At 71.7% G+C, this 14859-nt stretch carries 12 protein-coding genes, 2 rRNA genes and 1 riboswitch; of the genes, 1 reads left to right on the top strand and 13 read right to left on the bottom strand.

Going from position 1 to position 14859, the window contains the following annotated elements:
• Positions 1–94: 94 nt before the first annotated feature.
• Positions 95–2980, bottom strand: a complete 2886-nt coding sequence (gene gcvP / locus L1885_RS03920; protein ID WP_235795542.1) for an aminomethyl-transferring glycine dehydrogenase — start codon at positions 2978–2980, stop codon at positions 95–97.
• A gap of 182 nt (positions 2981–3162) precedes the next feature.
• A riboswitch (glycine riboswitch) is annotated at positions 3163–3258 on the bottom strand.
• A gap of 162 nt (positions 3259–3420) precedes the next feature.
• Here gcvP and L1885_RS03915 point away from each other — a divergent pair.
• Positions 3421–3819, top strand: coding sequence for a PRC-barrel domain-containing protein (locus tag L1885_RS03915; RefSeq protein WP_235795541.1), 399 nt, complete (start codon positions 3421–3423; stop codon positions 3817–3819).
• 228 nt (positions 3820–4047) lie between these two features.
• Here the strand turns inward: L1885_RS03915 and L1885_RS03910 are convergent, their stop codons facing one another.
• The 12 genes from L1885_RS03910 to L1885_RS03855 form a co-directional block, all read right to left on the bottom strand.
• Positions 4048–5433, bottom strand: a complete 1386-nt coding sequence (locus L1885_RS03910; protein ID WP_235795540.1) for a DNA polymerase IV — start codon at positions 5431–5433, stop codon at positions 4048–4050.
• 206 nt (positions 5434–5639) lie between these two features.
• A complete protein-coding gene (locus L1885_RS03905; protein ID WP_372481855.1) occupies positions 5640–6206 on the bottom strand; it encodes a MerR family transcriptional regulator in 567 nt (188 codons plus the stop codon).
• 242 nt (positions 6207–6448) lie between these two features.
• On the bottom strand, positions 6449–6922 hold the full coding sequence (locus L1885_RS03900) for a bifunctional nuclease family protein (protein WP_033327106.1): 474 nt from the start codon (positions 6920–6922) through the stop codon (positions 6449–6451).
• Between the two features lie 53 nt (positions 6923–6975).
• Entirely contained in the window at positions 6976–7722 is a 747-nt protein-coding gene (gene ftsR, locus L1885_RS03895; protein ID WP_235795538.1) for a transcriptional regulator FtsR, read from the bottom strand.
• Between the two features lie 14 nt (positions 7723–7736).
• Positions 7737–8600 (bottom strand): double zinc ribbon and FHA domain-containing protein, encoded by an 864-nt coding sequence (locus L1885_RS03890; protein ID WP_235795560.1) that lies wholly within the window; start codon positions 8598–8600, stop codon positions 7737–7739.
• A 148-nt stretch (positions 8601–8748) separates the two neighbouring features.
• A complete protein-coding gene (locus L1885_RS03885; RefSeq protein ID WP_235795537.1) occupies positions 8749–9543 on the bottom strand; it encodes a DUF881 domain-containing protein in 795 nt (264 codons plus the stop codon).
• A 4-nt stretch (positions 9544–9547) separates the two neighbouring features.
• Positions 9548–9880 carry a small basic family protein gene (locus tag L1885_RS03880; RefSeq protein WP_031069011.1) on the bottom strand — a complete coding sequence of 111 codons (333 nt, stop codon included), beginning with the start codon at positions 9878–9880 and terminating at the stop codon, positions 9548–9550.
• Positions 9877–10836: a DUF881 domain-containing protein gene (locus tag L1885_RS03875; RefSeq protein ID WP_235795536.1), complete on the bottom strand. Its 960-nt coding sequence runs from the start codon at positions 10834–10836 to the stop codon at positions 9877–9879. Before L1885_RS03875 ends, L1885_RS03880 begins: the two co-directional genes overlap by 4 nt.
• Positions 10837–10943: 107 nt before the next feature.
• Complete coding sequence (locus L1885_RS03870) at positions 10944–13439, bottom strand: mannose-1-phosphate guanyltransferase (RefSeq protein WP_235795535.1); 2496 nt, start codon at positions 13437–13439, stop codon at positions 10944–10946.
• A gap of 115 nt (positions 13440–13554) precedes the next feature.
• Entirely contained in the window at positions 13555–14163 is a 609-nt protein-coding gene (gene clsA, locus L1885_RS03865) for a cardiolipin synthase ClsA (protein WP_235795534.1), read from the bottom strand.
• Positions 14164–14538: 375 nt separating this feature from the next.
• Positions 14539–14655 (bottom strand): 5S ribosomal RNA (gene rrf / locus L1885_RS03860).
• An 80-nt stretch (positions 14656–14735) separates the two neighbouring features.
• A 23S ribosomal RNA gene (locus L1885_RS03855) occupies positions 14736–14859 on the bottom strand; the annotation flags it as partial.

The following is a 14859-nucleotide window of genomic DNA, read 5'->3' as shown; positions in this document are numbered from 1 at the left end:
CCGTTCGGGTGAAAGCGGCGGGGCGGGCGACGTCAGTCGTCCGCCGCGCCGCCCCGGCTCGGCCCGGGAACGCGACCCGGGCCGGGCTCCCGGCTCAGTGGTCGTACGCGTCGAGCGGCGGGCACGAGCAGACGAGGTTGCGGTCGCCGAACGCACCGTCGATGCGGCGCACCGGCGGCCAGTACTTGTCCGCCGCGGAGACGCCGGGCGGGAAGACCGCGACGTCCCGGCCGTAGGGGTGCGTCCACTCGCCGCCGAGCGCGGCCGCGGTGTGCGGGGCGTTGCGCAGCGGGTTGTCGTCCGCGCTCCACTCGCCCGACGCGACCTTCTCGATCTCCGCGCGGATCGCGATCATCGCCTCGCAGAACCGGTCGATCTCCGCGAGGTCCTCGCTCTCGGTCGGCTCGATCATCAGCGTCCCGGCCACCGGGAAGGACATGGTCGGCGCGTGGAAGCCGTAGTCGATCAGGCGCTTGGCGATGTCGTCGACGCTCACGCCGGTCGCCTTGGTCAGCGGCCGCAGGTCGACGATGCACTCGTGGGCGACCAGCCCCGCGGGGCCGGTGTAGAGCACCGGGAAGTGCGGCTCCAGGCGCTTGGCGATGTAGTTCGCCGCGAGCACGGCCACCTGGGTGGCGCGGGCCAGGCCCTCGCCGCCCATCAGCCGCACGTAGGCCCAGGAGATCGGCAGTATCCCCGCGGAGCCCCACGGCGCCGCCGAGATCGGCCCGACACCCGTCTCCGGGCCCGCGGCGGGCTGGAGCGGGTGGTTGGGCAGGTACGGGGCGAGGTGCGCGCGCACACCGATCGGGCCGACACCGGGGCCGCCGCCGCCGTGCGGGATGCAGAACGTCTTGTGCAGGTTGAGGTGGGAGACGTCCGAGCCGAAGCGGCCGGGCTTCGCGAGGCCCACCAGCGCGTTCAGGTTCGCGCCGTCGACGTAGACCTGGCCGCCCGCGTCGTGCACGGCCGCGCAGATGTCGCCGATCTGCTCCTCGAACACACCGTGGGTCGACGGGTAGGTGACCATGAGGACGGCCAGCTCGTGGCCGTACTGCTCGATCTTCGCCCGCAGGTCGGCGACGTCGACGTCACCGGACTCGGCGGTCTTCACGACGACGACCTTCATGCCGGCCATGACGGCGCTGGCCGCGTTGGTGCCGTGCGCGGACGACGGGATCAGGCAGACCGTGCGGCCGGTGTCGCCGTTGGCGCGGTGGTACGCGCGCACGGCGAGCAGGCCCGCGAGCTCGCCCTGCGACCCGGCGTTCGGCTGCAGCGACACCGCGTCGTAGCCGGTGACCTCGGCGAGGCGCTCCTCCAGCTCGCGGATGAGGGTGAGGTAGCCCTGGGCCTGCTCGGCGGGCGCGAACGGGTGCAGCGCGCCGAACTCGGGCCAGGTGACCGGCTCCATCTCGGTGGTCGCGTTGAGCTTCATCGTGCAGGAGCCGAGCGGGATCATGCCCCGGTCGAGCGCGTAGTCGCGGTCGGACAGGCGGCGCAGGTAGCGCAGCATCGCCGTCTCGGACCGGTGGCTGTGGAAGACCGGGTGCGTCAGGTAGTCGTCGGTGCGCAGCAGCCCCTCGGGCAGCGCGTCCGCGGTGGCCTCGTCGAGCGCCTCGACGTCGCCCTGCACGCCGAAGGCCGCCCACACGGCGGTCAGCTGCGCGCGGCCGGTGGTCTCGTCGCACGCGGCGGAGACGTGGTCGGCGTCGATCAGGCGCAGGTTGACCCCGCCCTCGCGGGCGTCCGCCACGATCTGCGCGGCCCGGCCGGGCACGCGCAGCGTCACCGTGTCGAAGTACGCGTCCTCGGTGACCTCGACGCCGCCCGCGCTCAGGCCCGCCGCGAGGATCGCCGCGTAGCGGTGGGTGCGCCGGGCGATCTCACGCAGCCCGTCGGGGCCGTGGTAGACCGCGTACATCCCGGCCATGACGGCGAGCAGCACCTGCGCGGTGCAGATGTTGCTGGTCGCCTTCTCGCGGCGGATGTGCTGCTCGCGGGTCTGCAGGGCGAGGCGGTAGGCCTTGTTGCCGTCGGCGTCCACGGACACGCCGACCAGCCGGCCCGGCAGGCTGCGGGCGAACGTGTCGCGGACGGCCATGTAGCCGGCGTGCGGGCCGCCGAAGCCCATCGGCACGCCGAAGCGCTGCGTGGTGCCCACGGCGATGTCGGCGCCGAGCTCGCCGGGCGACGTCAGCAGCGTGAGGGCGAGGAGGTCCGCGGCGACGGTGACGACCGCGCCGAGGCCGTGCGCCTGCTCGACGACGGAACGCAGGTCGCGCACGGCGCCGGAGGCGCCCGGGTACTGGAGGAGCACGCCGAAGACGCCGCGCTCGGCGACCTCGGCGGGGATGCCCGCCGACAGGTCCGCGACGACGACCTCGACGCCGGTGGGTTCCGCGCGGGTGCGGATGACCGCGACGGTCTGCGGCAGGGCGTCGGCGTCGACCAGGAAGACGCCGTCCTTGACTTTGCCGACGCGCCGCGCGAGCGACATGGCCTCCGCGGCGGCGGTGCCCTCGTCCAGGAGGGACGCGCCGGAGGTCGGCAGGCCCGTCAGGTCCGCCACGACGGTCTGGAAGTTGAGGAGGGCCTCCAGCCGGCCCTGCGAGATCTCCGGCTGGTAGGGGGTGTAGGCCGTGTACCAGGCCGGGTTCTCCATCACGTTGCGCAGGATGACCGGCGGCGTGTGGGTGCCGTAGTAGCCGAGGCCGATCATCGGCGCGAGCACCTGGTTGCGGTCGGCCAGCGCACGCAGCTCGGCGAGGACCTCGGCCTCGGTGCGGGCGGCTGGGAGGTTCAGCGCCTCGGCGCTCTTGATCACATCGGGGACGGCGGCGGCCGTCAGCTCGTCGAGCGAGCCGTAGCCGACCTGCGCGAGCATCTTGGCCTGCGCCGCCGCGTCGGGGCCGATGTGGCGCTGCTCGAAGGGGATGCCGCGCTCCAGCTGTGCGAGCGTCTTGCGGTGGGCGGTCATGTGCGGAGGCCTCCTGGTCGACGCGACCTGCGTGGGGCGCCACTCGGCAGTGGTGCCCGGACGGCCTCCCCCTCTGTCATACGACCTGAGAGCTTCACCGGATCGCGGCGCGCGCCGCTGCCCGGTTTTCACCGTCGGTGAGGGCGGATGCCGTCGACGTCCGTCCTGCTTTCCAGAGTGACCTCGTCCGCGCGGTACGGGGGCCTGAGAGATTCCGGGGAGGATTTGCTCCTTCGGCGCCTCCGGCGGCTGCCGGAGGACTCTCCCGCGCGGGGTCAGTAGCCGCTGCCAGCCTACCAGCGGACCCCTGAACGCCACGTTCCGGCCGATCGTCCCGTGCGGGGCACCCGGACGCCTCCGCCGCAGGTCGCCGAGTGGCCGTGCCCCGCGAAGTGGCCTTTCGTAGGAGCTAGCAGTGGTCGCGAGCAACTGGAGGGACCGTGGAGACCGACATCGATCCGCGAAGCCTGATCGGCCGCAAGGCGTTCGACCGCTCGGGACACAAGATAGGCACGGTCGACGAGGTGTACCTGGACGACGCGACGGGCGTGCCGGAGTGGGCCGCCGTGCGCACCGGCCTGTTCAGCAGGGACGCGTTCGTGCCGCTGGAGCCGAGCTCGCTGGTCGAGGACACCCTGCGGGTCCCCTTCGAACGGTCCCTGATCAAGGGCGCCCCCGATTTCGGGGTCGGCCGCCACCTCTCCCCCGAGCAGGAGGTGCAGCTGTACCGGCACTACGGGCTGGACCTGCCGCCCGCCGGGCAGCCCGAGCAGCCCGCCTCGCTCGCCGAGCGGGACCGCGAGCGGGACTTCGGCAAGGTCGCGGGCCAGGACGACTGACCGGCCGCCCGGCCGAAGGTCCGACCAGGACGACTGACCGGCCGCCCGGCCGGAGAACCCCCTCCGACGGCCTCCTGTCGTGAGCCGCACCCCGCCGGGCCCGGGGACCCCGGCTCGCGCATGCCGGGTCCCCGCGGCTTCCGGGACCTGCGGCTTTCCGCGCGCGCGGGCCGTCGCGCCCGCGGCCTCCAGGGCCGACGGCTTTCCGCACATACCGCTCCCGCGCCGCTAGGCACCGGGTTCCTCCGTGTCGCGCTCCACCAGCGGCAGCGGGTCGGAGGGCTCCAGCTCCGGATCGTCGATCCAGAACGTGCGGACCCTTCCCACCGCGGAGCCGGGCCGCTCGAAGCGCACCGTCACGCGCCGGGCCCCGCTGCCCTGCACCCAGCCCGGGCCGTGCACGGCGTGCCGTACGTCGAGACCGGCGGCGAACCGCCGCTCGGTGCGGGCCGTCGAGGGCTCGTCGCCGGGGGCCGCGGCCGGGGCGGGCTCCTGGGCGGCCGCGGGCTCGTCCGGCAGCGGCTGCGCGTGCTCGGCGCCGGTCCCCGACTGGGCGAACAGGTCCTCCTGCGTGAAGTCGGCGAGGCCCGTCACACCCACGCCGAGCAGCCGGACCCCGCCCGTGGTGTCCACCGCCTCCAGCAGCCGCCCGGCCGCCTCGCGCACCACCGAGACGTCGTCCGTGGGGCCCCGCAGCGTCTCCGAGCGCGTCAGCGTCGAGAAGTCGAACCTGCGGACCTTGAGCACCACCGTGCGCCCCGAGCGGCCCGCCTCCCTGAGCCGGCGCACGCAGCGCTCCGCCAGCCGGTCCACCTCGGCGCGCACCCGAACCCGGTCGTGCAGGTCGACGTCGAAGGTGTCCTCGACGGACACCGACTTGGCGTCCCGGTCGGAGACCACGGGCCGCTCGTCCCGCCCGAGCGCCATCCGGTACAGCGACAGGCCGTGCGCCCTGCCCACGAGGCGCACCAGCTCGTCCTCCCCGGCCTCCGCGAGATGGGCCACCGTCGTCATGCCCGCCCGCCTCAGGTGGTCGCCCGTCGCGGGACCGACACCGGGAAGCGTCCGCACGGACATGGGCCCCAGCAGTTCGCGCTCCGTGCCGGGCTCGATCAGCACCAGCCCGTCCGGCTTGGCCTCCTCCGAGCCGATCTTCGCGAGCATCTTGGAGCCGGCGAGGCCCACCGAGCCGCTCAGCCCGGTGACCTCGCGGATCTCGGCCCGCAGCCGCTCGCCGGTGGAACGTGCCGTGGCGCTGTCGTGGGCGGTGCCGCCCGCCTCCAGGTCCACGAACGCCTCGTCCAGGCTGAGCGGCTCGACCAGCGGCGACAGCCGGGCCAGAAGCTCCATCACCTGCCCGCTGATGGATCGGTACAGGGAGAAGCGCGGCACCAGGTACGCCGCGTTCGGGGCGAGCCGCCGGGCCTGCGCCATGGGCATCGCCGAGTGGACGCCGAAGCGCCGGGCCTCGTACGACGCCGTCGCGACGACACCGCGCGGGCCCAGCCCGCCCACCACCACGGGCTTGCCGCGCAGGCTCGGCTTGGACGCCTGCTCCACCGAGGCGTAGAACGCGTCCATGTCCAGGTGGAGGATGGTCGGCGCGCGTCTCATGACGTCGATGCTGCCGCAGACCACTGACAACGGCCCCTCGCGGGCCGTGTGCGGCCGCTTCCCGGCTCGCCCCGCCGGTCCCGGCGCGGCGGGCCGTCCACCCCGCGGCGGCGCCCGCAGCGGCCTCTCGGGAGCTTCGCACCGGCCGTCTCCCGGACCGGTGCCTCCGCCTGGCCCGCCGGCGCCACGGGCGCGGCGGGAGCGGGTCAGACGGCCCGGTCGCGGCGCCGGCGCGCGAGCTCGTCCGTGGGGTTGTTGCCGATCAGGGTCTCGCCGGTGTCGACACGCTCGCCGTGCAGCTGCGACAGCGCCGCCTCGACGTCCCGCCACACCACGCCCACGGCGATGCCGAAGACACCCTGCCCGCACTGGAGGAGCGAGACGACCTCGTCGGGCGACGTGCACTCGTGGACCGTCGCGCCGTCGCACATCAGCGTCATGCGGTCGAGGTCCTGGAAGCCGCGGTCCCGCAGGTGCTGGACGGCGGCCCGGATGTTCTGCAGGGCCACACCGGTGTCCAGGAAACGCTTGACGATCTTGAGGACCACGACGTCGCGGAAGCTGTAGAGCCGCTGGGTGCCGGAGCCGTACGCCGGCCGCACGCTCGGCTCGACGAGTCCGGTACGGGCCCAGTAGTCCAGTTGGCGGTACGTGATGCCCGCCGCCGCGCAGGCCGTGGGGCCCCTGTATCCGACACCCTCGCACCCGGGGTCGACCGTACTGCCGTGAAGCCGGTACGCACTCGCCGTCGTACCGTCGCCGCTGCTGCTCACGCCGACCTCCGTCCTTGACCTGCCTTCACGAAGGTAGGCAGTCACTCGGGGTGCGTCAACGATCGCCGCACTCGCCACGCCGAGTGATAATCACCCCGAGGGTGGTTTAGCGTGCCCGATTCGCGGGAATGGCTCCTCGAATTGTCCGGGGCACAGCATGATAACCGGTGCGGCGGCAGCGGAATCCACCCGATCGGCGGACGCGGCGGCCGTGTTGGCCGCCGCGTCCGCCGATCGGGTTCTCACTGGCTGTTCGTGCCGAAATCCTCCGGCGAGATCTGGTCGAGGAACTCGCGGAACTTCTCCACCTCGTCCTCCTGCTCGTCGGGAATCGCGATGCCGGCGTCGTCGAGGACCCCGTCGCTGCCGTAGATCGGCGTTCCCGTGCGCAGGGCGAGCGCTATGGCGTCGGAGGGCCGCGCGCTCACCTCGACTCCGCTGGCGAAGACCAGCTCCGCGTAGAAGACCCCGTCACGGAGATCCGTGATGCGGACCTCGGTGAGCTCCTGGCCCACCGCTTCGAGGACATCCTTGAAGAGGTCGTGCGTCAGCGGTCTTGCCGGCGCCATGCCCTGCTGGGCGAAGGCGATGGCGGTGGCCTCCCCTGGGCCGATCCAGATGGGGAGGTACCGATCGCCTCCCACTTCGCGCAGGAGCACGATCGGCTGGTTGGAGGGCATTTCCACCCGGACACCCACAACGTCGAGCTCGTTCACACAGCAACCCTAGGACGTGCCCGGCAGGTTTGGGTAGTCGGGCACCGTCGCGATCAGTGGAGCCGGCCATTCAGGGCGGTGCGCACGAGTGCCGCGTGCAGCCGTACGGACAGCCCGGCCAGCTCCCGGGTGGTGGCCTCCGCATGGGTCCTGGTCTGCGGGTTCCGGTGCCGGCGCAGGGGTGCGACGACCTGCTCGACGAGCCCGGCCTCGCGCTCGGCCGCCGCTTTCATGACCCGCAGGTGGCGCGGTTCGAGTCCGAATCGGCCGAGATCCGCCACCAGGCCCGCCACGGTGACGGCGTCCGCGTCGAAGCTTCCGTCGGCCAGGGGGGCGACCAGCCCGTAGGACTCCCACTCGGCGAGCTCGCCCTCGTCGACGCCGAGCGCCGCCAGCAGCTCCGTCCGCCCGACCCGCGCCGCCGTCGGCTGCTCGGGCGCGGGCTCCACGGGGCCGGGCCAGCCGTCCCCGCGGTCGCGCTGGGGCCCGGGGAGCGGCACCTGCTCGCCCCGCCCGAGCGCCTCCAGGTGCTCCTTGATGACCTTCAGGGGAAGATAGTGGTCCCGCTGCATGCGCAGGACCAGCGCGAGCCGCTCCACGTCCTGAGGGCCGAACTTGCGATAGCCCGACGGCGTCCTGCGCGGCTCCACCAGGCCCTCCGCCTCCAGGAAGCGGATCTTCGAGATGGTGACTTCCGGGAACTCGTCGCGCAGCCGGGCGAGCACCGCTCCGATGCTCACGAGCGGCTCGGCCGCCCGGGCGGTGCCTCGCTCGGCACCGCCCTTCGGTGTACGCAACATGTGCTCTCCGGGGGTCACGCGCCCCGCTGGCTCGCGTAGAAGACCAGCCGGTACTTGCCGATCTGGACCTCGTCGCCGTTCGCCAGCAGGACCGAGTCGATCCGCTCACGGTTGACGTAGGTGCCGTTGAGGCTGCCCACGTCCGCGACGGTGAAGAGGCCGTCCGCGCCCCTGCGGAACTCGACGTGCCGGCGCGAGACCGTCACGTCGTCGAGGAAGATGTCGCTCTGCGGGTGGCGGCCCGCCGTCGTCAGGTCGCCGTCCAGCAGGAAGCGGCTGCCCGAATTGGGGCCCCTGCGCACGATGAGCAGCGCGGAACCGAACGGCAGCGCCTCGACGGCCGCCTGCGCCTCCGGGCTCAGGGTGGGCAGCTGGGTCTGGCCCGTCGTCTCCGGGTCGTAGGCCTCCAGGCCCGAGATGGAGATCGTGGACGTGGTCTCGGCCGGGCGCTCGCTCGGCGCACCCGCCCGCAGCGGCGCGCCGCAGTTCGAGCAGAACCGGCTGGCCTCGGGGTTGTGATGGCCGCATCTCGTGCATACCAGGGCCGACATGGCGGGGTCCTCCTGCCGTGGCTGCCCCGCCCGTGGGTCGGTCGCGAACGAGGCCGTGGGAAAGTCTCCACTCGTACTTGAGGCTGACGGTTCCCCGAAACCTATGCGGCCTTGCCCGGCAGGGTCAACAGACGACGCGCCGGGGCCGCCGGCGCCCACCTGGTCGCGGAAGAGGGGCCGCTCGCCGGCCTGCTCCTCACCCTGCCCCTGGCGCCCGGCACGGTGGCGTGCGTTGCCGCCCTCCTCGCGAGACCTCTTGCCGAACAACTTCGCAAACCAATTCACGGGCGATTCCCCTTGACCGAAACAGACCCGCCCGTGGGGCAGGACGACATATCACTGAACACGCCTGCCGACCCGGACATCTTGACAGCGTCCGTATACACCGAACAGTTTCCACCACACATCACGCTGATCGTGCGTCGACCCCCCGCAACCTCCTGCCCGCGCGGCGCGGACGCCATGCGGCCCCGCGTCACCGGGAGGACGACCGAGCGTAGCCAGGCTGCTCGGCCCGTCGCAAGGCGTTCACGACCACCTTGTCGGAGCCGGTCACCGTGGCCGTGGCCTGCTCCTTCTCCAATGTCTGCACCACTCCGCCCGGGATGTTGAGCGCCGGTTCGAGGTCCTGGGGCCGGCCGATCACCGTGAAACGGTACGGCTGGGTGACCGCCTTGCCGTCCACCTTGATGTCGCCCTCCGTTCCCGTGAAGTCGGTGTCCGCGACCACGCGCACGCCGTTGACCTGGATGGCCTCGGCACCCGCGGCGCGCAGCTCCTGGACCGTGTCGAGCAGCATGTCGGCGGCCACCATGTGCCGTGCGTCGTGCACGCTCAGCGTGATCCCGGGCCCCTCGGCCGCCGTCGTGCCGGCGAGGATCCCGAGCTGCTGCTCCTTCTCCCGCGTCTGCTTGCGCGCCTCCTCCGCCTGGTCCGAACTGTTCTCCAGGCCCGTCCGCTGGTCGACGAGATCCTGCTTCTCGTCCTCTAGACGCTGTGTGCGGTTGTCCAGTTCATCGAGGATACGGACAAGATCCTCCTGGCGTGCCCCGCGCAGCGCGCTGCTGTCGCTGTGCGACCTGACCTGGACGGCGAGTCCGAGGCCGAGGACGAACAGCAGCACCGCGACGGTGAGTTGCGCGCGGGTGACACGCGGCGGCCAGAGCCCGTTCACGAGCCGCTGCCGCCCGCTCAGGCGCGGCGCGCCGGAGGAGGGTCCCGTGTCCTCGCGCGAAGTGCCCGTGCTGCCGGGCGCGTTGTGAGTGGCCATCGCGTCAGGCCCGGAAGACGTGCCGGCGGATCGCCGCCGCGTTGGAGAAGATCCGGATGCCGAGGACGACGACGACACCCGTGGACAGCTGCGCGCCGACGCCCAGCTTGTCGCCGAGGAAGACGATCAGCGCGGCCACCACGACGTTCGACAGGAACGACACCACGAACACCTTGTCGACGAAAATGCCGTCGAGCATGGCCCGCAGGCCGCCGAAGACCGCGTCGAGCGCGGCGACGACGGCGATGGGCAGGTACGGCTCGACCACCGCCGGCACCTCGGGCCGGACGAACAGTCCGACCACCACTCCCACGACGAGGCCCAGTACGGCGATCACGATGTGCCCTTCTCTGTCTTGGCCGGCTTCCCGGTCCCACTGGCGGCCGCCGTCGCCCCCGCGGCCGCACCGGACGGCACGGGCCTGGCGGTCCGCACGATCAGGCTCGGCGCGGCCGGCAGCCGCACGTCGTCCTGCACGGACAGGGAGGTGCGGATGCCGAAGTCGCTGTGGAGCGACGCCAGGTACGCACCATCGGCGCTGCGCCGGAACGCGGCGACCAGTTCGGTCCCGTTGCCCACGGCGAGCACCGTGTACGGCGGCACGAGCGGCCTGTTGTCGACCAGTATGGCGTCACCGGCGGCGCGGACGGCCGAAAGCGACGTGAGGCGCTGCCCGTTGACGCTGACCGCCTCGGCCCCGGAGGCCCACAGGCCGTTGACGACCCGCTGGAGGTCGTGGTCGCGCACCCGGCCGCTCGCGGTGAAGTCCTCGTTCTGCCTGGGGTCCCCGTCGCCGCCGGTCTCGGTGTCCTTGGCGTCGTCGACGACGAGCTTCACGCCGGGCCCGTGCACCTCGGTGCCACCGGCCAGGAGTGACACCAACTGCCCGGTGTCACCGCCGTGTTGTTTCAGTGCGGCTTGCTGGCGTCGGCCCACGTCACCACGCAGCCCCTCGACCTGGTGCTCCAGGTCGTCGGCGTGCTTCGTCTCGCTGCCGACCCGGTCGATGAGCTCCTGGCGCTCCTTGGCGACGACGGGCGCCGCGTGCCGGGCCTGCGCCGCGCCCAGGGTGACCACGAGCGCCGCCAGGACGAGTCCGCCGCCGAGCCACAGCTTGGCGCGCAGCGGGCGCGGCAGGCCCGCCTCCCCCGACCTTCTGCGGGCGGCCGCCTCGGCGTATCCGTCGTCCAGGCTGTGGTCCATGACGTTGGTCAGCAGCGACATCGACGCGTCCGGCCGCGCGCGGCCCGCGTCGGTGCTCCGTGTGGGGGACTGCTGCGGCATGCCGCACATCGTCGCATGTCGCCCCGGCGGCCGACGAACGGCCCCGCGAACGGCGGCACCGGGCCACGTCGTGGGACGTGGCCCGGTGCGGGTCCTGCGGGAGGGGCGTGCGGCGGTCAGTGACCGGCGCTGTCCACGGTGGTGGACCACTCGTCCAGGAGCGCCTGGGCGGACGCGTCGTCGGGGCCCTCGGCCCACAGGTGGGTGACGGCCTCCGCCGGGTCGGGCAGCACCATGACCCAGCGCCCGTCCGCCTCCACGACGCGCACGCCGTCCGTCGTGTCGACCTGCCGGTCGCCGGCCGCCTCCACGACGGTCCGCATGACGAGGCCCTTGACGGCCCACGGCGTGGCGAGGTCGCGCCGCAGCACGTGGGCGCGCGGGATCCGCGCGTCGATCTGGCTGAGCGTGAGCTGCGTGCGCGCCACCAGGCCGATGAGCCGTACGAACGCGGCCGAGCCGTCCAGCACGCTGCTGAACTCGGGGACGAGGAAGGCGCCCCGGCCGTCGCCGCCGAAGATCGTGTCCTCCTCGCGGCCGACCCGGGTGAGGTCGTCGGGCGACGTGGTCGTCCACTCGACCTGCGTGCCGTGGTACGCGGCGACCTGTTCGGCGATGCGCGTCGTGGTGACGGGCAGCGCGACGCGGCCGCTGCGCCGCTCGGCGGCGACCAGGTCGAGCAGGACCAGCAGGGCCCGGTCGTCCTCGATGATCCGGCCGCGCTCGTCCACGAGGGACAGCCGCTCGCCGACGGGGTCGAAGCGCACACCGAACGCGGCGCGCGCCGAGGAGACGATCTCCCCGAGGCGTACGAGGCCCGACCTGCGGGACTCGGCGGTCTCGGTGGGCCGCGACTCGTCGAGGCCGGGGTTGATGGTCAGCGAGTCGACGCCGAGGCGGCCGAGGAGGCTCGGCAGGACCAGGCCGGCGCTGCCGTTGGACGCGTCGACGACGACCTTCAGGTTGGCCTCGGCGATCCCCGTCGTGTCCACGCTGCGCAGCAGGGCGCCCGTGTACGAGTCGAAGATGCTGGAGGGGAACTGGAGGTCGCCGATCTCACCGGGGAACGCCCTGCGGTACTCCTGCCGGGCGTAGACGCGGTCCAGCTTGCGCTGGCCGGCCTGCGAGAGGTCGGAGCCCCGCTCGTCGAAGAACATGATGTCGACGGAGTCGGGCACGCCCGGCGTCGTACGGATCATGATGCCGCCCGCGCTGCCGCGTGCGGTCTGCTGGCGGGCCACGGGCAGCGGCACGTTCTCCAGGTCGCGCACGTCGATGGCGCTCGACTGGAGGGACGAGATCACGGCCCGCTTGAGGGCGCGGGCGCCGCGGGAGTGGTCTCGGGCGGTGGTGACCGTGGAGCCCTTCTTGAGGGTGGTCGCGTACGCGCCGGCGAGCCGCACGGCGAGCTCCGGCGTGATCTCCACGTTCAGGATGCCGGAGACGCCGCGGGCACCGAACAGGTTCGCCTGTCCTCGGGACTCCCAGATGACCGACGTGTTGACGAACGCGCCGGCCTCCACGGTCTTGAAGGGGTAGACGCGGACGTTGCCCTGGATGATCGATTCCTCGCCCACGAGGCACTCGTCGCCGATGACGGCGCCGTCCTCGATCCGGGCCGCCCGCATGACGTCGGTGTTCTTGCCGATCACGCAGCCGCGGAGGTTGCACTGCTGGCCGATGTACACGTTGTCGTGGACGACGGAGCGGTGGAGGAACGCTCCGGACTTCACGACGACGTTGGAACCGATGACGGTGTGTTCCCGGATCTCGGCGCCGGCCTCGACCTTCGCGTAGTCGCCGATGTACAGCGGCCCGCGCAGTTCGGCGTCCGGGTGCACCTCGGCGCCTTCGGCGACCCAGACGCCCGGGGAGATCTCGAAGCCGTCGATCTCGACGTCGACCTTGCCCTCCAGGACGTCGGCCTGCGCCTTCTGGTAGCTCTCGTGGGTGCCCACGTCCTCCCAGTAGCCTTCGGCGATGTAGCCGTAGACCCGCTTGCCCTCCTTCATGAGCTGCGGGAAGACGTCACCGGACCAGTCGACGGAGACGTCGGCCTCGACGTAGTCGAAGACCTCGGGCTCCATGACGTAGATGCCGGTGTTGACCGTGTCGGAGAAGACCTGGCCCCAGGTCGGCTTCTCCAGGAAGCGTTCGACCTTCCCCTCCTCGTCCACGATCGTGATGCCGAACTCCAGCGGGTTCGGCACCCGGGTCAGGCACACCGTGACGAGTGCGCCCTTCTCCTTGTGGAAGGCGATGAGGTCGGTGAGGTCGAAATCGGTGAGGGCGTCGCCCGAGATCACCAGGAACGCGTCGTCCTTGAGGGCCGCCTCCGCGTTCTTCACACTGCCGGCCGTACCGAGGGGCTTTTCCTCGTTCGCGTAGCTGAGCTCCATGCCGAGTTCTTCGCCGTCGCCGAAGTAATTCTTGACGAGTGAGGCGAGGAACTGCACGGTCACTACGGTCTCGGTAAGTCCATGGCGCTTGAGCAACCTCAGCACGTGCTCCATGATGGGCCGGTTTGCCACCGGCAGGAGCGGCTTGGGCATGCTGGAGGTCATGGGGCGAAGCCGAGTACCTTCACCACCGGCCATTACGACGGCCTTCATGTCGGAAGCGTCCTCCTCGAAGAGACGATCTCGCCGACTTCACCCGTCAGGACGGACCGGGCCTGTGATCAGGCGGGCGGCGGCTCTGCGACGGTGCAAGGCCACGATGACGGGATCAGCCGGTCACCGCGTCGGCGCTGACTAGCCGGCGGACCTGGATCACATAGAGGATCCCTGCCCACCAGTACAGGCTTGTACCCCATCCCGCGAACGCCCATCCGAAAACTTCGGCGAGTGACGAAAGCCACCCGCTTCCGTCACTGAGCAACAGCAGCGGGAAGGCATACATCAAGTTGAAGGTAGCCGCCTTGCCCAGGAAGTTCACCTGGGGCGGCGGATAGCCGTGCCGGCGCAGAATGCCCACCATGACGAGAAGCATGAGCTCGCGGGCCACGAGTACGGACGTGAGCCACAGCGGCAGGATGTCCCGCCAGGTGAGGCCGACCAGTGTCGAAAGGATGTACAGGCGGTCGGCGGCGGGGTCGAGGAGCCGCCCCAGGTTGCTGATCTGATTCCACCGGCGGGCCAGCTTGCCGTCGAGGTAGTCGCTGACACCGCTGAAGGCCAGCACCAGCAGCGCCCAGCCGTCGGCCTTGGACTGTCCGAACTCGGGTCGGAGAATCAGCCACAGGAACACCGGCACACCGACGAGGCGGGCCATGCTCAGGATGTTGGGGATGGTGAGGACCCGGTCCGTCTGAACGCGGGTCTCCTGGACCTCCACCCGGGGGCCTCCTGCTGGGAATGTGCCGACAATGCCTCCTGACCCTACCTGGACGGCGGTACGGGCCGTGCCACGGGGTGGGGCGAGGGACGCCGGCCGCGCAGGCCCCGGCGGGGGCCGGGACGGCCGCCCCGGACGGACCCGTGTGTGTGCGGCTGCGGGGGGCCGTCGGGCGGCCGGAGGGGCCGCCGGAGTCACCGCCCGGGGGACCCGGTCGCGGGTGCGGGGAACCCGGGGCCGGCACCGGACGGTCCCGGAGGCCGGTGGTGACACGGGGGTCCGGGGCTGGCCGGCACGCATCCGGTCGCGTGGAAATTGTTCTGGAACGCAGAAAGGGCCCGTACCATCCCGGCACGGGCCCTTCCCACAACAATTGTTCGGCGGCGACCTACTCTCCCACAGGGTCCCCCCTGCAGTACCATCGGCGCGGTAAGGCTTAGCTTCCGGGTTCGGAATGTAACCGGGCGTTTCCCCTACGCTATAACCACCGAAACACTATGAAACAATCAAACAAGCCGGACCAAACACAGCCGTTCGTGGTTTCAGAACCAACACAGTGGACGCGAGCATCTATGGACAAGCCCTCGGCCTATTAGTACCGGTCAACTCCACCAGTCACCTGGCTTCCATCTCCGGCCTATCAACCCAGTCGTCTACTGGGAGCCTTACCCCATCAAGTGGGTGGGAGTCCTCATC

It is taken from the genome of Streptomyces fuscigenes, assembly GCF_021556455.1.
Lineage (GTDB): Bacteria > Actinomycetota > Actinomycetes > Streptomycetales > Streptomycetaceae > Streptomyces > Streptomyces fuscigenes.
This window is presented reverse-complemented; position numbering and strand designations above follow the sequence as displayed.